Source organism: uncultured Dialister sp. (genome assembly GCF_937959425.1).
Taxonomy (GTDB): domain Bacteria; phylum Bacillota; class Negativicutes; order Veillonellales; family Dialisteraceae; genus Dialister.
Window position 1 is genome coordinate 1 of record NZ_CALGPS010000037.1, and the last position, 19,688, is coordinate 19,688.

Annotated in this window: 15 protein-coding genes and 1 other annotated feature; of the genes, 3 read left to right on the top strand and 12 right to left on the bottom strand. The window is 54.6% G+C overall.

What is annotated here, in order from left to right:
• The first annotated feature begins 437 nt into the window (after positions 1-437).
• The 3 genes from Q0482_RS01750 (at position 438) to Q0482_RS01760 (ending at position 3,660) form a co-directional block, all read left to right on the top strand.
• Positions 438-1,193 carry a sulfite exporter TauE/SafE family protein gene (locus tag Q0482_RS01750; RefSeq protein ID WP_299142598.1) on the top strand — a complete coding sequence of 252 codons (756 nt, stop codon included), beginning with the start codon at positions 438-440 and terminating at the stop codon, positions 1,191-1,193.
• 231 nt (positions 1,194-1,424) lie between these two features.
• Positions 1,425-2,771 (top strand): Na+/H+ antiporter NhaC family protein, encoded by a 1,347-nt coding sequence (locus tag Q0482_RS01755; RefSeq protein ID WP_299142600.1) that lies wholly within the window; start codon positions 1,425-1,427, stop codon positions 2,769-2,771.
• Positions 2,772-3,084: 313 nt separating this feature from the next.
• Positions 3,085-3,660 (top strand): nitroreductase family protein, encoded by a 576-nt coding sequence (locus Q0482_RS01760; protein WP_299142602.1) that lies wholly within the window; start codon positions 3,085-3,087, stop codon positions 3,658-3,660.
• Positions 3,661-3,916: 256 nt separating this feature from the next.
• Here Q0482_RS01760 and Q0482_RS01765 read toward each other — a convergent pair whose 3' ends face one another.
• The 12 genes from Q0482_RS01765 to Q0482_RS01820 all read right to left on the bottom strand — a co-directional run bounded on the left by Q0482_RS01765 (position 3,917) and on the right by Q0482_RS01820 (position 19,512).
• Entirely contained in the window at positions 3,917-4,627 is a 711-nt protein-coding gene (locus Q0482_RS01765; protein ID WP_299142604.1) for an SIMPL domain-containing protein, read from the bottom strand.
• Positions 4,628-5,030: 403 nt separating this feature from the next.
• Positions 5,031-5,696, bottom strand: a complete 666-nt coding sequence (locus Q0482_RS01770; RefSeq protein WP_299142606.1) for an RsiV family protein — start codon at positions 5,694-5,696, stop codon at positions 5,031-5,033.
• Between the two features lie 32 nt (positions 5,697-5,728).
• Positions 5,729-6,406 (bottom strand): hypothetical protein, encoded by a 678-nt coding sequence (locus Q0482_RS01775; RefSeq protein WP_299142608.1) that lies wholly within the window; start codon positions 6,404-6,406, stop codon positions 5,729-5,731.
• A gap of 766 nt (positions 6,407-7,172) precedes the next feature.
• Positions 7,173-8,330, bottom strand: coding sequence for an ABC transporter substrate-binding protein (locus Q0482_RS01780; RefSeq protein WP_299142610.1), 1,158 nt, complete (start codon positions 8,328-8,330; stop codon positions 7,173-7,175).
• A gap of 529 nt (positions 8,331-8,859) precedes the next feature.
• Entirely contained in the window at positions 8,860-9,486 is a 627-nt protein-coding gene (locus Q0482_RS01785) for a DUF2232 domain-containing protein (RefSeq protein ID WP_299142612.1), read from the bottom strand.
• Entirely contained in the window at positions 9,483-9,767 is a 285-nt protein-coding gene (locus Q0482_RS01790; protein ID WP_297028165.1) for a GIY-YIG nuclease family protein, read from the bottom strand. The genes Q0482_RS01785 and Q0482_RS01790 overlap by 4 nt, the downstream gene beginning before the upstream one ends.
• Positions 9,754-11,013: a GNAT family N-acetyltransferase gene (locus Q0482_RS01795; RefSeq protein WP_299142614.1), complete on the bottom strand. Its 1,260-nt coding sequence runs from the start codon at positions 11,011-11,013 to the stop codon at positions 9,754-9,756. The genes Q0482_RS01790 and Q0482_RS01795 overlap by 14 nt, the downstream gene beginning before the upstream one ends.
• A gap of 791 nt (positions 11,014-11,804) precedes the next feature.
• Positions 11,805-12,695 carry a phosphatidylglycerol lysyltransferase domain-containing protein gene (locus tag Q0482_RS01800; protein WP_299142615.1) on the bottom strand — a complete coding sequence of 297 codons (891 nt, stop codon included), beginning with the start codon at positions 12,693-12,695 and terminating at the stop codon, positions 11,805-11,807.
• A gap of 809 nt (positions 12,696-13,504) precedes the next feature.
• On the bottom strand, positions 13,505-14,662 hold the full coding sequence (locus Q0482_RS01805) for an ABC transporter substrate-binding protein (protein ID WP_299142617.1): 1,158 nt from the start codon (positions 14,660-14,662) through the stop codon (positions 13,505-13,507).
• Positions 14,663-14,905: 243 nt separating this feature from the next.
• Positions 14,906-15,104: a binding site (T-box leader), on the bottom strand.
• A gap of 396 nt (positions 15,105-15,500) precedes the next feature.
• The gene (locus Q0482_RS01810) at positions 15,501-16,226 is read right to left on the bottom strand and encodes a hypothetical protein (RefSeq protein ID WP_299142618.1); all 726 of its coding nucleotides are present in this window, start codon (positions 16,224-16,226) and stop codon (positions 15,501-15,503) included.
• Positions 16,223-18,841, bottom strand: a complete 2,619-nt coding sequence (locus Q0482_RS01815) for a DEAD/DEAH box helicase (RefSeq protein ID WP_299142620.1) — start codon at positions 18,839-18,841, stop codon at positions 16,223-16,225. Before Q0482_RS01815 ends, Q0482_RS01810 begins: the two co-directional genes overlap by 4 nt.
• On the bottom strand, positions 18,838-19,512 hold the full coding sequence (locus tag Q0482_RS01820) for a trimeric intracellular cation channel family protein (protein WP_299142621.1): 675 nt from the start codon (positions 19,510-19,512) through the stop codon (positions 18,838-18,840). Before Q0482_RS01820 ends, Q0482_RS01815 begins: the two co-directional genes overlap by 4 nt.
• Positions 19,513-19,688: the final 176 nt, after the last annotated feature.

The following is a 19,688-nucleotide window of genomic DNA, read 5'->3' on the forward strand; positions in this document are numbered from 1 at the left end:
GGGGGGGACCACGTAGTGGTGGAAGGGGGAGGCCGCCGCAGGCGGCATTCCATACTACCTTATGAACCGGCCCGGAAGGCGAAGCTGTTCCCGGGCCGAACCCGGGACGCCCAGGGCGCAGCCCGACGGCGGCATGCTCCCTTTGAACCCTCTTGCGTTCGGGAATACCTTTTTCTGACATCAGTCGTCTGACCGTCTGAAGTTTACAGCCCCGGGAATACGGTCAGCGGTAAGCGGACAGCCCGCCGCCCCGCCGCCGGTGACTCATAAGAAACAAGACCCCCATTCCCCATTCCCCACTGTCCTACTGTCCCTCCGTCTCACTGTCTCACTGTCTCACTGTCCCACTCTCCCAACTCCCCCATCCCGCTATTTACCCCTGCCCCCTCTTCGTGCTATGATGAAGGAATAAATCTATTTCCTGCAGGAGAATCTTTATGGACGTACTTTTCCAATACCTGATTATCTGTCCCCTGGTCATGCTGGCGGGATTCGTGGACGCCATTGCCGGCGGCGGCGGGCTCATTTCCCTTCCGGCCTACCTGATTTCCGGCCTTCCGGTGCACAATGCCATTGCCACCAATAAGATGAGCTCCACCATGGGCACCGTGCTGGCTACTTTTAAATTTGCAAAAAGCGGATTTATCCCCTGGAAACTGGCACTCACCTGCGTGTGCTTTGCCTTTGCCGGTTCTTCCCTAGGCGCCCGGCTGGCCCTTCTTATGGATTCCCATATTTTTCTTCTCTTCATGGTGGTGGTGCTTCCATTGACCGCCATTTACGTCACCCGGGGCAAGGCGCTCATTGTGGAAAAGGAGCCCTACTCCTATAAAAAGACAGCAGTCCTCAGCATCCTCATGGCCCTCCTCATTGGTGTTTACGATGGATTCTACGGCCCCGGCACCGGCACCTTTCTCCTGCTCCTCCTCACCGGCGTGGCCCACCTGCCGCTGAAGGAGGCCAACGGCGTCACCAAGGTCATTAACTCCACCACCAACATTGCCGCTCTCTGCGTTTTTCTCTTAAACGGCAAGGTCCTCTTCCCCCTGGGCCCCATTGCCGGTCTTTTCGGCATGGCCGGCAACTATCTGGGAGCCGTGTACTTTGCCAAAGGCGGCGCTAAAAACGTAAAGCCTGTCATTATCACTGTACTTACCATTTTCTTCCTGAAAGTGGTATATGAACTGCTGTAAGGGGAAGGTTGACGGGCCTGTGGGCCGTAGGTTCTTAAGGTTCTTAAGTTTGACATCCCTTTCAGGGCTGAGGGTGGTGGTATCGCCCTTACGGGCGATGAATTTTATAATAGCCGCCTAAGGAAGCAGCCCACCAGCTCACCAGCTCACTAGAACACTAGTCCACTAGCTCACCAACTCACTAGCTCACTAGCTCCCCAGCCCACCAGCTCACTATTCACGAGGTCATCTATGAAATACAAATCTCCCGGGCGGAGCAATCCCTTTGCCCTTCTTCCTTTTATCATTTTTATCGCCATCTATCTGGGCGCCGGTCTCTATTTCCAGTCCGCCGGCGTTTCCATGGCCTTTTACCAGTTCCCTTCGGTTACCGCCATGTTTATTGCGGTGTTGTCGGCTTTCTGCCTCAGCCGGGACCCGGTGATGTTTAAGTTCGGCATTTTTTCAAAGGGCGCAGGAAATGACAATATCATGACCATGCTCATGATTTACATTCTGGCCGGCGCCTTTTCCGCCGTGGCAGCTGCCATGGGCGGCAGGGACGCCACGGTGAACCTGGGCATGAGTCTCATTCCGCCCCAGTTCCTCACCGTAGGCATTTTCCTGATTTCCGCCTTTATGGGCACCGCCACCGGCACCTCCATGGGAACGGTGGCGGCCATCATCCCCATTGCCGCAGGCATGGCAGAAAAGAGCGGCATCCCGGCCCCTTTGATTCTGGGAGCCTGCGTCAGCGGCGCCATGTTCGGCGACAATCTGTCCATGATTTCCGACACCACCATCGCCGCCACCCGCACCCAGGGCTGCGAGCTGAAGGATAAGTTCAAAATGAATTTCCTCATCGCCCTGCCGGCAGCCATCCTCACCATTGCGGTCTTCCTTATGGCCGGCACCCCGTCGGCTGTACTTTCCGGAAATACAGACTACACCCTGCTGAAGGTGCTTCCCTACATGGCCGTTCTTCTTCTGGCCCTGCTGGGGATGAATGTATTCCTGGTCCTTGTAAGCGGTATTTTCCTGGCGGGATTCATCGGCCTCATGGATGGCACGCTGTCCGTTATTTCCTTTGCCCAGCAGATCTGGACCGGATTCACCAGCATGAGCGAAGCCTTCTTCCTGGCCCTCTTCTGCGGCGGCATTTCTGAAATGATTTCCTACTACGGCGGTATTGCCTGGCTCATTGAAAAGCTGCAGGGAAATATCCATTCCTCCCGCACCGCCCAGCTGGGCATTGCAGTGCTGGTATCCCTTGTGGATACCGCCACCGCCAATAATACGGTGGCCATCATCGTGTCCGGCGACGTGGCAAAGAAAATCGCCGCCCGCTTCCATGTGGATCCCAGAAAATCGGCATCCCTGCTGGATATCTTCTCCTGCGTCTTCCAGGGCATCATCCCCTACGGCGCCCAGCTTCTCACTGCCGCCGCCCTGGCCTCCCAGAGCGGCCTTGCCATTACCGCCCTGGACATTGTGCCCCATATGTGGTACTGCTTCTTCCTAGCCGCCTTCGGCCTGCTTTCCATTTATGTTCCCTATGCGGATTACGCAGTGAGGAAAAGTCCATGGAAAGGGCGCTGAGGGGCACGGCTGACGCAGGTTATGTAGAAGGGTTATGTGGAAAAAAGGGTTCTTAGGATTGACCGGCCTTTGGCCGGAGGGTTCTTAGGTTTGACAGCCCTATGGGCTGAGGGTTGTGGATTGCCCTTTGGGCAATGAATTTTATAATGCCGCCTTACGGCACCACCTTCGCCACGGTGTGAAGCGTGTCACACGATTCTCAGGTCGCTTCGCTCCCCTACAAATCGTGTTCCCTTGCCACCCCGCTGAAGCGGTGGGACTATGGATGCTGTTCCGCCATCCCACCAGTACACTCATTCAAGGAGGTTATACTATGAATTTCAAAGAATTATCCATTCAGTGCCGCACGTACCGCCGGTTTCAGCAGAAGCCCATTGATTCTTCCATTCTGCAGGAGCTCATGGAAAATGTGCGTATCGTTTCCAGTGCCATGAACGGGCAGGTGCTGCGCTATGTACTGGTGAAGGATCCGGCCCTGGTGAAGGCCCTGCAGCCTGCTATCCACTGGGCCGCCGCCCTGCCGAAGGAGCTGGGCACGCCGAAGGAAGGAGAGCAGCCGGTGGCCTTTATCCTTGTGTGCAAGGAAGGCAGGGGAAATCCCTGGGATGATATTGACGCCGGCATTGCCGTACGAAATATCGCCCTCAATGCCTGCGCCTACGGCATCGGCTCTGCCATTCTGGGGGCGGTGGAATGGAACAGGGTGAAGGACATTCTCTCTGTGCCGGAGAACTGGAATCCCCGCCTTCTCATGGCCCTGGGCTATCCTTCCTGCGAAAGCCATATTGTGGATGTGCCGGAAAACGGAAGCGTGAAGTATTTCCTGGATGAAAATAAGAACTACTGCGTACCGAAGAGGGCGCTGGAGGATATCTGCATAGTGAAATAGGAGCCGCAGAGCGGACCGGTTCAAAGGGTTCCCTTCCCCATTTTATTGTCCCCCCGCTTGCGGGGGGAAGGTGGTGCCGCAGGCACCAAAGGGGGAAAGGGCCAGGTTTGACATCTCCTGTGGAGTTGAGGGTTGTGGTATCGCCGCCTTTGGCGGCGATGAGTTTTGTATGCCGCCTGCTCCCGGAAGCACCTGTCCCCTTTCTTCAATCAAAAAAGCGTTCCCGAAAGGGGAGCGCTTTTTTATTAGGCTGTCATCAGTCGATTTCAAAAACCACGGTGACCCGGCCCTGCATTTTGGATTCGCCGGGGTCGATGGGGGTGGTTTCGTCATTGGCCCTTCCTGCTGCCATGAGTTTCACATTCATCATGCGGTAGGGAACCACATTTACATTGTCATCGCTGGCGGAAATCACGTTCACCACATTCCGTCCCAGGGCGGCAGCAATGATTCTGGCCTTGTGGTACGCATCTTCCGATGCCTTCCGCAGGGCTTCATCCTTGTATACTTGGGGATTGCTGACGGAGAAGTCTACAGAATCGATACGGTTGGCGCCGGCTTCTACGGCTGCATCCATAACACTGCCTGTTTTGGAGAGCTGGCTCACCACGATTTTCATGGTATTGGTGCAGCGGTATTCCTTTGTTTTCGCATTGCCCTTGCTGTCATAAATCTGCTGGGGATATACGTTGTAGTTCTGGGTCTCGATTTTCGATGCATCCGCCCCGGCGGCAATGACTGCATTCCGCACGGCGGTCATGGTATTGGCATTTTCCCGGGCTGCCGCCTTCGCATTGGGAGAGGAAGTCTCCACGGAAATATTCACGGTGGCCATGTCGCTCTTGGCGGTCACTTCGCTGACGCCGGTGACACTGATACTTCTTCTGGCCGGTTCCTCAGCCTGGGCGGTCATGCAGGAAAGGGCAATCACGCCGGCTGTCAAACATGCAATCCATTTTTTATTCATAAGCCATTCCTCCTGGAAATAAAATTGACTGTTAGTCATATTATAGAGATTTGCTCAGGATATGTCAAATTGGGGGGCAAGGAGCGCGGCTTCGCCACAGGTTGTGCAGGAAGGTTATGTGGAAAAGGGTTCTTAAGATTGACCGGCCTTTGGCCGGAGGGTTCTTAGGTTTGACAGCCCTATGGGCTGAGGGTTGTGGATTGCCCTTTAGGCAATGAATTTTATAATGCCGCCTAACGGCAGCATGCTCGCTGCGCTCGCCCCCCTTTGGTGCCTTCGGCACCACCTTTCCCCCGCTAAAGCGGTGGGACTATGGACGCTGGGCCATGTGCCACATGTATCTATCGGAAAATCACAGAGATAGTGTGGACAGCCGCCCCTGTCTCACTGTCCTACCAGCCCACTAGTACACTACTTTCCCCATATCAATGGCAATGAAGCCGCTGGCGTAGGGGCCGATTTCATAGGGTTCGAAGACCAGATAGAGATGGCTGTCTTTTCCTATGTAGAAGATATCCGGCAGTTTTCTCACTGCATGGTCCGCAAAGAGAGGGATGTTTCTTTCGCTGCACTGGATTTCAATCTGCCGGTTCACTTCTTCCACCGTGAGGTTTGGCATTTTCTGTTTCAAGTCCTTCAAGGTGACCCGATGGCCCAGACCATCGAAATTCATGGGCACGGCGCGGCTCATGGGGTGGGCGGCGCGGTCGGGGTAGGAGGATTCGACAAGAAGGAAACTGGTGATGGGACTTTCCTTTTGGTCCATGGCGGACTGCCAGGAAATCCAACCGGTGGTTTTCCAGGCTTCATTTCTCTTCTCAATGGATTTCGTGAAGCGGTTCGTTTCCACTTCCACCGCTGCATTGATACGGGCCCGTTTCAGAAGGTTCGGGTCCCGGGAAACGGGGATGTTCACGTTCATGGTTTCTTTCTGCCAGCCTTTGGTGGAAAAGGCGGGGTTCGTAGGAAGCGGGGACGAAAGTCCCGGTCCCAGGGTCCACTCGGCGGAAGCGCCGCCGGAAAGGGCTGCCAGAAGGGCCATGGACAGCAGCACTTTTTTCCATTTCATAGAAATTCCTCCTTTGCATGAAATCGGGGATGCTACACTTTCCCGATGGGTACGGAAAATACGCCTTCCGAGAAGGGCGTCAGGTCATCCTGCTGGTACAGGGCATAAACCACCCTGTTTTTGCCGATGTAGAAATTGGAGGGAAGCTCCGTCACCTGGTGGTCCGGAAGAAGGGTGATTCCCTTTTTCTTTGCGGTAAGCTCGATGCAGGCATTCACATCGGCCACGGTGAGCCGGGGCAGCACCTGGGGCAGGTCGAAAAGGTTGCCGGCGCTGTTGAAATTAAGGCCCTTGGCAAAAGTTTGGCCGTGCTCATCGCCGGCAGAAAGCTTCTGTTCCACCAGAACAATGCTGGTGATGCCTTCGTTATTGCTGATGAAATTGCCGATGAGCCCTTCATGCCAGATCATCCAGCCTTCGGTGTACTTCTTTGCATTGTCTGCGGCCAGCTCGTCGGTGAAACGGTCCTTTTCCCGGGCAATGGCCGCATTCACCCGGCCTGCGAAGTCCTCGTTCCCCGCATGGGTGACCAGGTAGGGACTGCGGAGGGTGATGGTTCCCTGGTGGAAATCGTCGGTGCGGAAAGCGCCGGACTTCTCCGACACCTTCGCCGCCAATCCCGGCCACAGGGAGGCCTCGGCGCTTCCTGCCGCCGACAGGGAAATCAGAAGGGCCGCCAGGATGGCAGCTCCTTTTTGTTTATATGTCATAGGTCATACCTTCCTTTCTTTTCTATATTATACCTTAAGGAAAAGGGGCCGCGCAAAGCGGCCCCTTTTCGGGTTCAGAGGGTTCAAAGGGTTCAGAGGGTTCGGCGCCCTAAGGGCGCAAAAGGTTCTTAAGATTGACCGGCCCGCTGGGCCGGAGGGTTCTCAGGTTTGACGGCCCTGCGGGCCGAGGGTTGCGGTATCGCCGCCTTTGGCGGCGATGAGTACATATGCCGCCAAAGGCGGTGTATGTTACAGGAGCGCCTTCCCGCCTCACGCGTCATTCTAGGGAAGCACTGATTAATTCATAGAGTCTGCTTTTATAAGAATTTTTATGCACTGCTTCGTCATGGAACTCCTTAAATAGCTCGCTATTCGCGTCGTCCCATTCCTTGCATTGCATAAAAATCCAAGAATAAAAGCAGACAGTGATTTAATCAGCGCTTCCCTAGCGAAGAATCTCGATGCGTGACGTTTATGAGACAAACGGTAGTAAATACAAGCCGGCGGAAAGGAGCTGCCTTCGGCAGCTCTCCCCCTTTGGTGCCTTCCGGCACCACCTTTCCCCCGCTTCGCGGTGGCACTATGGATGCTGAGCATCGTGCCCCATGTATCTTCAGGGAAGCGCAGGGATAGACCGGACAGCGGATCAGCGGACAGCCGATAGCAGCCTCCACTGTCTCACTGTCCCACTGTCTCACTGTCCCACCAGCCCACTAGTGCACTAGTACACCAGTACACCAGTACACTAGTACACTATCCCACTATCTCACATTTCCACCATGCTGTATTTCCCGTCCTTCATTTTCATGAGGATCAGATCTACCACCGGGTCTCTCTTGTCGTCGAAGCTGAAGGTACCGCAGACGCCTTTGAAGTCTTTCATGGCTGCCAGGGCGTCTCTGATTTTTTTATGGTCCGTGGTGCTGCCGGCCCGTTTCATGGCGTCCACTGCCATGTATACGCCGTCGTAGGCGCTGGCGGCGAACTGGTCCGGTGCGTGGCCGTATTTTTTTGTGTAGGCGTCCACAAAGTTCCGGACTTTGGCGTCCTTTCTTTCTGCGGACCACATGGAGGATACGTATACGTTGTCAGCGGCGCTGCCGGCCATATGGCCCAGTTCCGGGGAGACGAAGCCATTATCTCCCAGCACGGGCTGGTTCATGCCCATTTCCCTCATTTTCTTCAGAATGCGGGAGCCTTCCTGGTAGTAGCTGCATACCACGATGACGTCGGGGTTCTTTGTCTGGATATTGGTGAGCTGGGCGGAGAAGTCGGTGTCCTTGCTGCCGAAGGTTTCTACGTCGATGACTTCTACCCCCTCTTCTTCCATGGTCTTTTTGAAATATTTCTGGGCGGTTACATGCTGTTCATTATCATGGGCATACATAATGGCCGCTTTTTGGTATCCCAGAATCTTATGAGTTTTCGTCACGGTCTGGGGAATGTTCTTTGATTCCGGTACGGAGTTCCTAAAAATGCAGTCCCCCATGTCGGTGATATTTTCAGCGGTGACGGAAATTTCCAGGGAGGGCACTTTGGCGTTCTGGATAATGGGGCCGGCTGCCTTGGCTTCGTTGGATGTCATGGGACCGATTAAAATAGACGCTTTGTCCTGGATCTGCTTCTTTGTGGCATTCATGGCTTCCGCCGGCACGGCTTTGGTATCGTCCACCATGAGGTCGATGGGGAAATCGCCTTTCTTATTGATTTCTTCTACTGCCAGGCGCACGCCCTCCTCTTCCGATTTCCCGTAGGCTGCGGCGCCGCCGGTGAGGGCGGCGGTAAAGCCGATTTTGGCCGCATTTTTGGCGCCGGAGGACACATTGTTTCCTGCCTTGCCGCCGCAGCCTGCCAGCCCTGCCATCATAACCACTGCCATGGAGCAGATACCTGCCATTTTCATTGCTTTCTTAAAATTCTTCATTTGATTTCCTCCTGTTCTTCTTTCCTGCTCCATCAAAAAAGCCCCTGATGGAACGAATCATTCCACCAGGGGCGAATCGGTCATCCGCGGTACCACCCTGATTTATCTCTTCATGGAAAGCACGGGGATGATAGATACAAAAAGCCCCTGTCCCGAAATGGGACAGGGGCATGACTGCGGTACCACCCTGCATTGTACTTTCTTTTGTCCGTAACGGGGACTGCCGCCTTCACTACTCTCTTCGCTCCGGTGCTCATGGGAGAGTTCGTCTCATGCTCCATACCGGCTTGCACCATCCGCCGGCTCTCTGCCATGGCCTTCATCAGACTTTTTTCCAATCATCGCGTTTTGTAGGGAAGCGCTGATGAAATCATTGTCTGCTTTCATTCTTATAAAAGCAGACTCTATGAATGAATCAGTGCTTCCCTGAGTTGAAATAGATAATACAGGGTTTCATCCATTCTGTCAATCAGATTTTATTTATATGCCTTTTCTGTATGCAAAGCGCATTTTATGAATTTGATGAATATCATCCTTCCCGCCGTCCTGCTTTCAGGCGCTTCAGGATTTCCAGGCCGATTTCCTGGTTCAGGTAAGCATAGCAGTAGGCGTTCAGAATGAATACCAGTCCCAGCATCACCATGCCGGAGGTGGTAAACACCGCCTTTCCCGGGTCCGGATCCAGATGGAAGAGGTAGGACAGGGGCTTCCAGATCCACTGGATCATGGAGACGAAGCGGTCGATGGCGCTTGTCAAAGCGTCCGCAATGCCCAGGATGTAAATAGACACAGCGATTTTATAGGACATTTCCACCACATAGGCCAGGGCGGTGAGGTGGAGGGTTTTGGCAAAGGACAGCTTGCGGTGGAAGCCGTAGCCCATGGCCAGCCCCAGAGCCGCCGCATAGAAGGCGGTGGTGAAACCGATTTCCGGGCCGCCGATGATGTTTACCAGAAAGATTTCCGCAAGGCTGGTGCCCAGGCCCCACTTCATGCCGTGGAAGCTGCAGATGACTGCAATAGGCACCGCCGCCGTGAGCATGGTGATGAACACAAAGAAGGGGGCTAGCAGTTTCAGGAGCACCAGCAGAGCCGCAATGGCCGCTGCCGCCGCCGCTTCCGTCAGATATTTCGTTTTTTGTACCGATGAATTCACTGTTTCCTGTCCTTTCCAAAGGAAGCAGCCAGGGCTTCCTTTTCCTTCTTTGTTTTATGCTTCATGTGCCATTCCAGGGACCGGGCCTCATGCTCCGTGGAAAAGGACTCACACCAGGCCAGCGTCACCGGCAGGCGGCTTCTGGTGTAGCGGCTCCCCTTCCCGCTGTTATGGGTTTCCACCCGCTTTTCCACGCTGTCCACGGTGTAGCCTGTATACAGGGAGCCGTCGGCACAGCGCACCATGTAGGTGAAATATTTCCTTTCCTCAGAACCACTCATTCACCCAGTTCTTCTCCTCCGGCAGCATGGTATCAGTCAGGGCAAGCACGTCCGCCCGCTCCTTCGCATCCTCTGTGAGCCACCTGATTTTTTCCAGTTTTTCCAGTTCCGAAAGGCCGGCGGCCCCCATGAAGAGCTCCGCCAGGCTGCCTGCATTGAGACAGAAGGAGGGCTCCGGAATATCCTCTCCCAGACGGACGCCGGAAATATCTTCAATGTGGCATTTCAGGCTGTAGAAAACATCTTCCTTCAGGGCGCTGATTTTTCCGTCCTCCGCCCGAAGCACATAAATGCCGCTGTTTTCCGGCAGGAAGGAATCCACCAGCTGGAAGGCCACGGCGCCGGTAATGTCTTCCCGGCAGGGCAGGCCGTCAAAGGCGGTGACGGGATCCGTAAGGCGGGCAAGCATGTAGGGGAAAGAACGGTTTTTGATATAGGTATGCTCCGCCCCGTCTTCCCAGTAGCGGAAGGAATGGTCATCCAGCGGCTCATACCAAATGCATTCGTCCATAGACCCCCGGTGGCCTGCCATAAAGGAATAGAGTCCCTTCCTGCCGGACTCATTGGCAAAGGCCATTTCCGTCACAATCATGCGACGGTCGTCCAGGCTGTAGAAAAGATAGCCGGAAGGCCCCTTTTCGTCATACACAAGGGCAATATAGCCATCCTTCAGCTGTCCCTCAATGTGGGATTTCCAGGATGCTTCATCCCGCAGGGTAAATCCGTTCCTGTCCTTCGTGTAGGCTTCATACACGGATGCAAGCTCCTGCCATTCCCCGCACCCTGCCAGCACCCGGCAGGAAACGGGCTTTTTCCCCAGGGGCGCCAGATGTTCCGGCGACGCTTTCCGCTCCCACTGGTGCACGAAGAAACCGAAGCCCATGGGCAGGTAATAGGAAGCTGCAGAGGGCATGAGGGTTACAAAGGGCTTCCCCTCCTTCGCCGCCAGATGGAAGGCGCTTCGGAGCAGCTCTGACGCATACCCCCGCCCCCGGGCAGCCGGGTGGGTGGCTACGCCTACAATATAATCGGTGTCAAAAACCTGGCCCCTCACGCTCATCCGGTAGGGACGGCGGTGAAGGTCACAGGCAGCCTGTCCCTTCTCCTCTCCCAGAAGCACCGTCTCCGGCGTATAGAGCTCCTGGAAATACCACTGGAAGAAAGGATCCGAAGGCTTTTCAAAACAGTAGGCCCAAAGGGCTTTCACTTCTTCTGTGTCGGAAGCAGAAGCTTTTCTGATTTTCATGGATACCTCCTTGGGGCCGCTTCGCGGCCCGGGTTTGTAGGTTTTCCCCCATTTTATTGTCCCCCCGCCAGCGGGGGGAAGGTGGTACGAAGTACCAAAGGGGGAAAGTTTCAAAAGGTTCATAGGGGAAGGTGGCCGCCCGCTGGGCGGGCGAAGGTTATGGCCGCCTGTCGGCGGCAGGTTGTATAGGAAGGTTGTGGAAAAAGGTTCTTAAGATTGACCGGCCCGCTGGGCCGGAGGATTCTCAGGTTTGACGGGCCCTTCGGGCCCGAGGGTTGTGGATTGCCGCCGTCCCGGCGGCAATGAAGTTTTTATATGCCGCTCCGCAGCAAAACCAAACAACCGCGCCTGTGGCGCGTGGCGCCCAGGGCGTCAGACCGGAGGCGTCTTGAATCCGGGCGCCGTCAGGCGCCTCCCCCTCCTGCGTTCAGGAATACAGCCGTCTGACCGTCTGATTGTCTGATATCTTCCCGCCGACAGGTATTTACCAACCTATGAGTCACTTACTCCATATACCGAGATCCTTCGCTGGCGCTCAGGATGACGGCGGAAGGCGGGAAGTCTGATGTCTGATTGTCTGACAGTCTGACGTCTCCCCGCCGACAGGGATTCTTTAGTGAGCTAGTGAGCTAGTAGACTAGTGAGCTAATAAGAGTCATTAGCAATACCTGCCGAAATCCTCCGCCCCCCTGAGCGAAGCGAACACAACCTTTCTATACCACCTGCCGAGCCAGCGGCGCCCCCTCCTGCATACGGGAATACAGCCATCCGATGCCAGTAACTCAATGCTCCTATTTCTTCAGCACCACATCAAATTTCTCTGTGAGGTGATCCGGGTTATAGCCCATTTTGGCTTCCCGAAGGCCGGGGACGCCCAGGTCTTCTTCCCTGTTTACAAATTCCGTGTCTGCGAACTCATGAAGCAGGAAGTCCCGGTTAATGGCCTGGTAGAGGCCCCGGATATTGGGGTTGGCCTTTTCAAAGATAATATGGGCCATTTTGTCATTCACCAGATCTCCATTGGTGAAAGCTTCCACCTTGCCGTAGATACGGATGATGGCACCCTTCACGCCCAGGGCATCCCAGTTGTCGAAGCACACCTTCATGGCCTCTTCTTCTTCCTCAATGTCTCCATGCCGGAGGAACCATTCGTGAATGCCGGCCTTGGCGTCTTCCATATTTTCCTTTGTAATGGATTCATACTGATAATCGGAATACTGGCGCAGGAAAGAATTCAGGTGATTCTTCTTCATGCGCAGCTTCTTGCCGGGAAGCGTAATCATGTCCGACGTGCGGTACACATATTCCTCATTGTCCCGGTCCTCGATGAAATCGTATTTTCCGGGGCAGAGCCTTTCAATCTGCTCTACCACCCAGCGGGAAGCGGATTTCAGACGGAACTCCATGCCCGCCTTGTCAAGCTCTTCATGAATCAGGTCAAGGCCGTGGACGAAATCCTCCTCTTTGTGGGCAAAGGGAGGCAGGAAAAACATATCCTTTCCCTTTCCGGCACGGATAAAGAGGATGTCATCCTCCACGGCCCACTGCGTATCATGGGCCTTCTGCCACAGGAAAAGGGTATTAAAGGTGCAGTCAATCTGCTCATAATGATGAATTTTAAAGAAGCCGTCAATGAGGGGCTTGTCTTCTATACGAAAAGGTTTAAATTCTATGATGTCCATCTCCTTGATAATTAAGGAAGCACTGATTAATTCATAGAGTCTGCTTTTATAAGAATTTTTATGCACTGCTTCGTCATGGGACTCCTTAAATAGCTCGCTATTCGCGTCATCCCATTCCTCGCATTGCATAAAAATTCTAGAATAAAAGCAGACAACGATTTAATCAGCGCTTCCTTAAGGAACAGGATAGCTCCTGTAATACATTTAATTTTTTGAATACTATACCATACCATTGTACCACAGCGAGGCAAGGGGAAAAAGGGGCGCCCGAAGGGCGCCAAAAAGGGGGCGCGGCTTCGCCGCAGGTTGTGGCCTGCTGACGCAGGCAGGTTGTGCAGAAGGGTTGCGTAAAAAGGTTCTTAAGATGGACCGGCCCTCCGGGCCGGAGGGTTCTTAGGTTTGACGGCCTTTCAGGCCGAGGGTTGTAGTGGCGCCCTTCGGGCGCATTATAAAAGAGGCGCCGGAGGCGCCGTACCTCGCCAATCGGTCGGGCGATTAAAAGGAAGGCCTCCTATTGGGCAGGCTAGAGGCCAATTTCGCCCGACTTGCGTATTCCATGCGGAATATGCACACAGCGTCCTTCATAACTACCCTGGGCCGGCAGGCCCTCAACCCTTCCGGGAGGCGTCAGCCGGTCCCGGATAGAACCCTTGGGGCCCAGGGACGCAGGCCCGGCGGCCCCATCAACCCTCGCGGCGAAGCCGCGTCAACCTTCGGGAATACAGCTTCCCGCCGCCTCTGCCTCCATATAAAAAAGAGCAGACACAAAAGTGCCTGCCCTTTTCATCAAAGGAAAGTATAAATTTCTATCAAGCAAAGGGAACCCATTTGCCGTCTTTAACCTGGAGAACGTCCAGATCCATCTTCGGATCTCTGTGTTCATCGAACTGGAACTTGCCGGTTGCGCCTTCAAAGTCTTTGATCTGGGCCAGGGCATCGCGGAATTTCTTTCTGTCCGTGGTGCTGCCGGATTTTTCAGCGGCTTCGTGCATAACGTAGATAGCATCGTAAGCCTGGGCGGAGAACTGGTCCGGTTCGTGGCCGTATTTTTCCTTGAAGGCCTTGCGGAAATGCTGTGCCTTTTCGGTCTGTCTTTCAGCGTTCCATGGAGTTGCTACCAGGGTGCCTTCGGCAGCGGCGCCGGCCTGTTCGATGTATGCCGGGCTGTTGAAGCCGTTGTTGCCGATGATGGGCTGTTTCATGCCCATTTCACGGGCCTTCTTGACGATGAGGGCGCCTTCCTGATAGAGGCCTGCAATGCAGATGACATCCGGGTTGGCAGCCTGGATCTTGGTGAGCTGGGCGGAGAAATCGGTGTCCTTGTCGGCGAAGGTTTCGGTGTCGATGATGTCGATGCCCATCTTCTTGAAGAGTTCTTCGTAAATGCCGTGTTCCCCTACCATCTGGTCGTTGTTGTTGGAGTACATGATGGCTACGTTCTTGAAGCCCAGTTTGTCATGAGCCTTCTTTACAGTAATGGGGATAGCCATCTTGCCGGGGATGGCGTTTCTGAAGATATAGTCGCCCAGGTCGGTGATGCCGGGGGCGGTGGTGCCGGTACCGAAAGCAACCACTTTGGACTGCTGGGCAATGGGGCCGGCTGCAAACATGGAGCCGGAAAGTGTCGGTCCTTCGATGGCCAGTACCTTGTCCTGTTCAATGCACTTCTTCATGGCATTGATGGCTTCTGCCTTCACGCCCTTGGTATCGTAGGTTTTGAGGTCGATTTTCATCTTGGTATTGGGGTTGTTGTTGATTTCTTCAACAGCCAGTTCCGTGCCGTCCTTCATAGCCTGTCCATAGGCAGCGGCCGGGCCGGTGTAGGCACCCAGGAAACCGAACTTCACGGTCTGTGCGCCGCCTGCACTGCCATTTGCCTTCTTGTCTCCGCCGCATCCTGCAAAAGCTCCGCAGATTGCTGCTGCCGCCATGATTGCTACCATACCTTTTAACCATTTCTTCTGCATAATGAAAACCCCTTTCCTTTGATCTTTCCTGTTCTTTGAATTTTTTCCGGATGAAATATAACTTTCCAACTTCTGACGATGCATATGGATGAAAGCAAAAAGCCCCCGCCGGCAGTGTAAACTGCCAGCAGGGGCGGATATCCGCGGTACCACTCTGATTTGTCTCTTCGCCCGCCGTATAATGATAGAATGATAGAATATTCTCCCTAAAACAAAACGCCCCTACCTTTGGCCTGTGCCAAAGATAGGGGCGAATATTTCGCGGTACCACCCTACATTATACTTGCGGTTCTTATTCGTAACGTGAATGGACGTTCCCACTTACTACATTCGGCAGGAAAGCTCTCGAGTGACTAACAGCATGCCCCCGTCTACCGGTTTTCATCGCCCACCGGCTCTCTGCAAGATCAAAAGCACCCTTTTTCTCGTTCATCGCTTTGTATATGTTTCGCTTTCAGAAGCTTGTAGAAATCATAACGCCGGATTTCTATTTTGTCAAGAGATTTTTTGCAGCTCCGCTGCAAAAAAAGGTTCTTAAGATGGACCGGCCTTTGGCCGGAGGGTTCTTAAGTTTGACAGCGGCTATGCCGCTGAGGGTTGTGGCAGCGCCCTGCGGGCGTATTATATTATAATATGGCGCCGGAGGCGCCGTACCTCGCCAGCGCAGCGATACTACATAACTACCCTGGGCCGGCAGGCCCTCAAACAGTCCGGGAGGCGTCAGTCGATACCGGACAGAACCCTTGGAGCCCAGGGCCCTAAGGCCCGGCGGCTCCATCAACCTTCGAGCCCGTAAGGGCGAGTCAACCTTCGGGAATACGGCCAGGCGCCGAATATCTCACTCTTCCTCCAAATGAAAGAGCTTCTCCATATCCTCATCGGCGATAATCCGGTCATTCTTTACGTCCCTGTGGGCCAGGAGTTTTTCCACGTGGTCTTCCACGGTACGTTTAAGGAGGGCTTCCGGGTCGATTCCCCGGAGGATGAAGAAGTAGAAGGGGTTTTCATCAAGCCTCACGCCGATACCGTACATGACAGCCGCCACGTGTTTGCACATGCGGGCCCAGTCGGGGCAGCTGCAGTCGAAACTGATTTCCTTCAGGGAGGGGAAGAGGGCCCCTTCTTCGGTGAGGAGGGTTTCCAGGGCTTCGGGAAATTTTCCTTTCACCAGTTCTTCCAGACTGTCCAGCTGCCGGCTGCAGAGGGCGGACACTTTTTTCATTTTCGCCTGACCCAGAGGTTTCACTTTGATTTCCACCTTGTAGGGACGGCTCCGGCTCCCCTGCACCAGGGCGGTCACTTTTCCTTCGCCGATAACCAGGTCGATGACGGCGCCGTTTCTCACGTAGGAGCGGCCTCTGGGCAGGCGGTTTTCATAGTCCAGGTACCGCTCCATGTTACTGCACCAGGCTTTGCCCCACCAGGTGCGGCAGATGGTGCGGCCGGGGACTTCCACAGGGGACAGGTGTCTTCCTCTTCCTGCCGCTTCCCGGAGGGCCTTTCGGGCCTTTTCCCGAAGCTCGTCCACGCTCATGGCGGGGTAGAAATCTTTAGACCAGCTCACGACAGGTCATCTCCTTCCTCTTTGTCCAGTTTCAGAAGGTCCAGCAGCTCTTTGTCCGACAGTTTTGTAATCCATGCTTCTCCACTGCCCACTGCTTCCCGGGCCAGTTTCTTTTTGTCTTCGATGATGGTGTCGATTTTTTCTTCGATGGTGCCCCGGGATACGAATTTATAAACCGTCACGTTTTTTGTCTGGCCAATGCGGTAAGCCCGGTCCGTAGCCTGGTCTTCCACCGCCGGATTCCACCAGCGGTCGAAATGAATGACGGAGGATGCCTTGGCAAGGTTAAGCCCCGTGCCGGCAGCCTTGATGGAAAGAACCATGAAGGGAATATAATTTTCGCCGTTGAACTCGTCCACCAGTTCCATCCGTTTCTTCACCGCCGTGCCGCCGTGGATGACAAGGCCCGGCCGGCCGAAGACCTTGGTAAGGTATCGGGCAAGGGGCTCTGTCATTTCCCTGTACTGGGTAAAAACGAGCACCGGCTCCCGCCTTTCATGGAGGACTTCGCAGATTTCACGAAGCCGGATAAATTTTCCGCTGTCTTCGGGCTTGAAACGGTTCTGTCCCAGAAATTCATCGGGATGGTTGCAGATCTGCTTCAGCTTGGCAATGGCTCCCAGCACCAGCCCTTTCCGCCGGATACCGCCGCTTCTCTCTTCCTTCAGCATATGGGACAGCTTGTCCAGCTCGCCCTGGTACAGGGCAGTCTGCTTCACGGACAGGGGAATGTATTCCACCGTTTCCAGCTTGTCCGGCAGGTCGGGCAGGATGCGCTTATCCGTTTTAAGCCGCCGGAGCACGAAGGGCCCCGTCATTTTCCGAAGGGGCTCATAGCCCCTGTCCTCTTCGGAAAGGTCTTTGACAAAGCGGAGGAAACGGGAGCGGCTTCCCAGAAGGCCGGGATTCAGGAAATCGAAAAGGGACCACAGGTTGGAGAGGTTATTTTCCACCGGCGTGCCGGTCATGGCCAGCCGGGAGCGGGCAGGGATGGCCTTCACCGCCCTGGTCTGGCGGGTATTGGGGTTCTTGATATTCTGGGCTTCATCCAGGATTTCCGCCGTCCAGTGCACCTGCTTCAGTCCTTCCAGCCGCTGGGCCATACCGTAGGTGGTGATGGTGAGGAAGGTCTCCGGATGGGCCGCCTTTTCTTCCATTTCCTCCCCCTTTAATCCGTGAAGGAGGGTGAAGGAAAGGGAAGGCGCAAAACGGCCGATTTCCTTTTCCCAGTTTCCCAGAAGGGAGGCGGGCACGATAAGAAGCACCCGGCTGTCAGGACTTTCCGTGCGCATTTTTTCCATATAGGCCAGCACCTGCACCGTTTTTCCAAGGCCCATGTCATCGGCCAGACACATGCCGAAGCCCAGCTTTGACAGGGTGCAGAGCCACCGGTACCCCTCTTCCTGGTAGGGGCGAAGGGCAGCCTTAAAGGTTTTCGGAAGGGAAATGGCGCCGATGGAGGCGGGATTTTTCATAAGGCCCAGCATTTTGGAAAGCCAGGTCCCCGGTACATAGCTTACCTCGCCGTCCTCTGCCGTTCCTTCCATCTGAAGGGCCTCCCGGAGGGACATGGCGCCGCCCAGCTTTTCCATTTTCTTCAGCAGTTTGGCCAGTTTTTCATGGTCCACTTCCACCCATTTTCCCTTGATAAAGGAAAGACCTTCCGTTTCCTTCATAAGTTCTTTGATATCCGCTTTGGTCAGCTTCACGCCGTCCACTGAAAGGGAGGGACGAAGGGAAAGAATGGTATCCAGGCCCAGGGGCTCTACCTCCCTGCCGCCAAGGGAGACGGAAATGGCAGGCCTGCTTTTGCCCTGTTTCCACCAGTTGGGAATGCGGCAATAAATGCCTTTTTCTTCCAGAAGGGGCACGGCCTTCAGAAAATCCCAGGCCTCCTTTGATGTGACGCCGAAGGGATGAAGGATGGTGCCATCCTCTACGAAACCCGCCAGATGGGGAATAACCTCGGAGGCCTTATTCAAAGAAGAAAGGAGACGCACCAGTTTCTCCCGATCCTTTTTATACTCCTCCAGCGCATAGTAAAGGGGCATCTGCCGGGCTTTCCCCTCTCCGTCGAAGGTGGCATAGGTAGCCAGAAAGGCGAAGGGGTAGATTTCATCCTTCCTGTTTTCCACCAGATGGAAATAGACCCGATCCGGCAGGGACGCCCCCTTCTTCTTCGCCAGGAGATAGTCCTCCGCCGGCCCGCCGAAGGAGCGGAAATCCTGATGAAAGACTGCATTGAGGCAGCTTTCCGCCCGGGCGAGCCACTTTTCATCCACCCATTCCGTGCCCGGTCCGTAGGGAACGGCATCCATGAGCTTTCTTCGCTCCTCCTCCGGCAGGGAAACTTCCATCTTTTCCTTCAGAAAGGGAAAAAGCGGCGACGTCAGAAGCACATGGGCAAAGGAAGAAGCCAGCCGCCACAGGAAGGTAAAGGAAGGACTGCCCTCCCCCTTTTCCTGGAAGCCCAGGTCATAAAGAGCCTGCCAGCGGTCTTCCTCAAATCGTTCTTTCCATTTCTTCATGGAAGCAGTCAATTCGCTGCTTCCATCATCTGCTAAAAAGCCCCATTCCGTAAAAATAAAGGACAGACCTTCTTCCTTATCCCTCATTTCGCAGTCCCCTTTCCATCATGATTTCTTTTCCCGATCCGCCGATGGGGATGATAAAGCTGCCAGCCGTAATGGATGGCAGCCACCCGAAGAAGCAGCACCGACCCAAAGGCAATCCAGGACACCAGGGACAGCGGCAGGTGCCGGTGCAGAATACACATCAGAAGTCCGCCGGCCACAGAGGCAATGGCATAGACGTCCATATAGAGCACCACCGGCATGCGGCGGGCCATCATGTCACGGATAATTCCTCCGCCTACGGCAGTAATGAGTCCCAGCATGGTGGGCATTACATACTCATAGGCCGGCCAGGCATAAAAAGCAGTGAGCACTCCGGTCACCGTAAAGGCGGAAAGACCGATGGTGTCGGAAATATGGTAAAAAAGAGAAATAATCACCTTCCCCTTCTTCGGGATGCGGAAGAAAGGATAAAGGAAACCCACGAACAGGGCGGTGCCGATGGATACCAGAAGACTCATGGGATGGGAAAGGGCGGAAGGAGGGATGATGCCGCAGAGCACATCCCGGATCATGCCGCCGCCGACTCCGGTCATCACTGCCAGCACCGTAATGCCGAAAATATCCATGCGCCGGTAGAGGCCTACCACAGCGCCGGAAAAGGCAAAGGCAATGGTGCCTAATATTTCAAAAATCATCCAGGTAACAGACATGGGTATGCCTCGCTTGTTTGGAAAGTGGGCCGCTTCGCGGCCCGGGTTCAAAAGGTTCAGAGGGTTCAGAGGGTTCAGAGGGTTCAGAGGGTTCTCTCTCCCCTGTTGTCCCCCCGCCTGCGGGCAATGCTATTGCGTTAAGGCATCGACCGAAAAAAAGTTGTCATTTTGAATGA

Coding starts and splice junctions, on each gene's coding strand:
- Q0482_RS01760 (WP_299142602.1), top strand. CDS start 3,085: ATGAATTTCAAAGAATTATCCATTCAGTGCCGCACGTACCGCCGGTTT.
- Q0482_RS01750 (WP_299142598.1), top strand. CDS start 438: ATGGACGTACTTTTCCAATACCTGATTATCTGTCCCCTGGTCATGCTG.
- Q0482_RS01780 (WP_299142610.1), bottom strand. CDS start 8,330: ATGAAGAATTTTAAGAAAGCAATGAAAATGGCAGGTATCTGCTCCATG.
- Q0482_RS01820 (WP_299142621.1), bottom strand. CDS start 19,512: ATGTCTGTTACCTGGATGATTTTTGAAATATTAGGCACCATTGCCTTT.
- Q0482_RS01765 (WP_299142604.1), bottom strand. CDS start 4,627: ATGAATAAAAAATGGATTGCATGTTTGACAGCCGGCGTGATTGCCCTT.
- Q0482_RS01795 (WP_299142614.1), bottom strand. CDS start 11,013: ATGAAAATCAGAAAAGCTTCTGCTTCCGACACAGAAGAAGTGAAAGCC.
- Q0482_RS01815 (WP_299142620.1), bottom strand. CDS start 18,841: ATGAGGGATAAGGAAGAAGGTCTGTCCTTTATTTTTACGGAATGGGGC.
- Q0482_RS01770 (WP_299142606.1), bottom strand. CDS start 5,696: ATGAAATGGAAAAAAGTGCTGCTGTCCATGGCCCTTCTGGCAGCCCTT.
- Q0482_RS01800 (WP_299142615.1), bottom strand. CDS start 12,695: ATGGACATCATAGAATTTAAACCTTTTCGTATAGAAGACAAGCCCCTC.
- Q0482_RS01790 (WP_297028165.1), bottom strand. CDS start 9,767: ATGAGTGGTTCTGAGGAAAGGAAATATTTCACCTACATGGTGCGCTGT.
- Q0482_RS01805 (WP_299142617.1), bottom strand. CDS start 14,662: ATGCAGAAGAAATGGTTAAAAGGTATGGTAGCAATCATGGCGGCAGCA.
- Q0482_RS01775 (WP_299142608.1), bottom strand. CDS start 6,406: ATGACATATAAACAAAAAGGAGCTGCCATCCTGGCGGCCCTTCTGATT.
- Q0482_RS01755 (WP_299142600.1), top strand. CDS start 1,425: ATGAAATACAAATCTCCCGGGCGGAGCAATCCCTTTGCCCTTCTTCCT.